Consider the following 1237-nt stretch of genomic DNA (forward strand, 5'->3'; position numbering starts at 1 on the left):
TCAGCGGGCGTCCGGAAATCCTCCGGCGCGCCCGAGGAGAGCGGGGACGCTCTTCTCCAAGGACCTGCCCAACCATTCCGCGGCGTCGATCAGCCCGTACATGTCGACACCCGTCGTGACGTTCGACCGGTCGAGCGCATAGAGGAGATCCTCCGACGCGATATTGCCTGTCGCGGCCGGGGCGAACGGGCACCCGCCGAAGCCGCCGATGGACGCGTCCAGAGCGTTGGCGCCGGAGTCCAGGGCGGTCAGCGCATTGGCGTAGCCGGTGTTGCGCGTGTTGTGGAAGTGCCAGCGCTGAGGGATGCCCGGTGCGTGCGCGGCGGCGAGGTCGGCGAGTGTGCGCACCTGGGCCGGGACACCGACGCCGATGGTGTCGGCGAGGGCGATCTCGTCCGGTGCCGCTCCCTCGGTCAGGCGCGCGATGATCTCGCCGACCCGTTCGGGAGCGACCTCCCCGGAGAACGGGCAGCCGAACGAGACCGCGATGGTCACCGTCGTCCGGAGACCGGCCCCGCGAGCATCGCGCACGACGTCGATCGCCGCGGCGACGCCTTCGTCGACGCTGCAGCCCTGGTTCCGCCGGCTGAACTCCTCGGTCGCGACGACCACGACGTTGACCTCGTCGACGGCGGCGGTGAGTGCGCGGTCGAGACCCCGGCGATTGAGGACCAGGCCGATGTAGGAGACGCCGTCGGCGCGCGGAACCTGTGCCATGACCTCCTCGGCACCGGCCATCTGTGGGACACGCTTCGGGTTGACGAAGCTGACCGCCTCGATGCGTCGGACGCCGGCGTCGACACTGCGCGAGATCAACTCGACCTTGTCGTCGATCGACAGGAGGATCTGCTCGTTCTGAAGCCCGTCGCGGGGGCCGACCTCGACCAGTTGCACGCTCGTCATGTCCCCAATCTTGCCCCGCCGCGGACCGCTCGCGTGCAACGAATCCTTCCTTCGGGCAGATGACGGTCGAACAACCGAATCCAAACCGCAACCCGGCGCTTCCGGGGTGACGCAAGTTGAGAGTGTGGCCGTCAGGGACTTGTGAGGTCCCATCTGTCACTTGAGTTCTCCGCAAGATGTGATCCGCCTCTCAGGCGCGAGATGCGCTGTATCACTTTCGATCTCAAAAGAGATGTAAAGCGTATGATTCGTGGCTGTTCGACGAACGCCTCGGGGGGACGGGTCAGCGGCGTCGTCGGACGACCAAATCGCCGACGACTGGTTCGGACGAGGC

The 1237-nt window shown here is 67.0% G+C and carries 1 protein-coding gene; it reads right to left on the reverse strand.

Annotation, left to right across the window (positions count from 1 at the left end; genetic code table 11):
- Window positions 1-903 (reverse strand): hydroxymethylglutaryl-CoA lyase, encoded by a 903-nt coding sequence (locus tag GKZ92_RS09885; RefSeq protein ID WP_075864093.1) that lies wholly within the window; start codon window positions 901-903, stop codon window positions 1-3.
- Window positions 904-1237: the final 334 nt, after the last annotated feature.

The organism is Gordonia sp. 135 (genome assembly GCF_009720185.1).
Lineage (GTDB): Bacteria > Actinomycetota > Actinomycetes > Mycobacteriales > Mycobacteriaceae > Gordonia > Gordonia alkanivorans.

What these genes read in the sequence shown, in the direction of transcription:
- GKZ92_RS09885 (WP_075864093.1), bottom strand. Translation starts at nt 903, where the DNA reads ATGACGAGCGTGCAACTGGTCGAGGTCGGCCCCCGCGACGGGCTTCAG.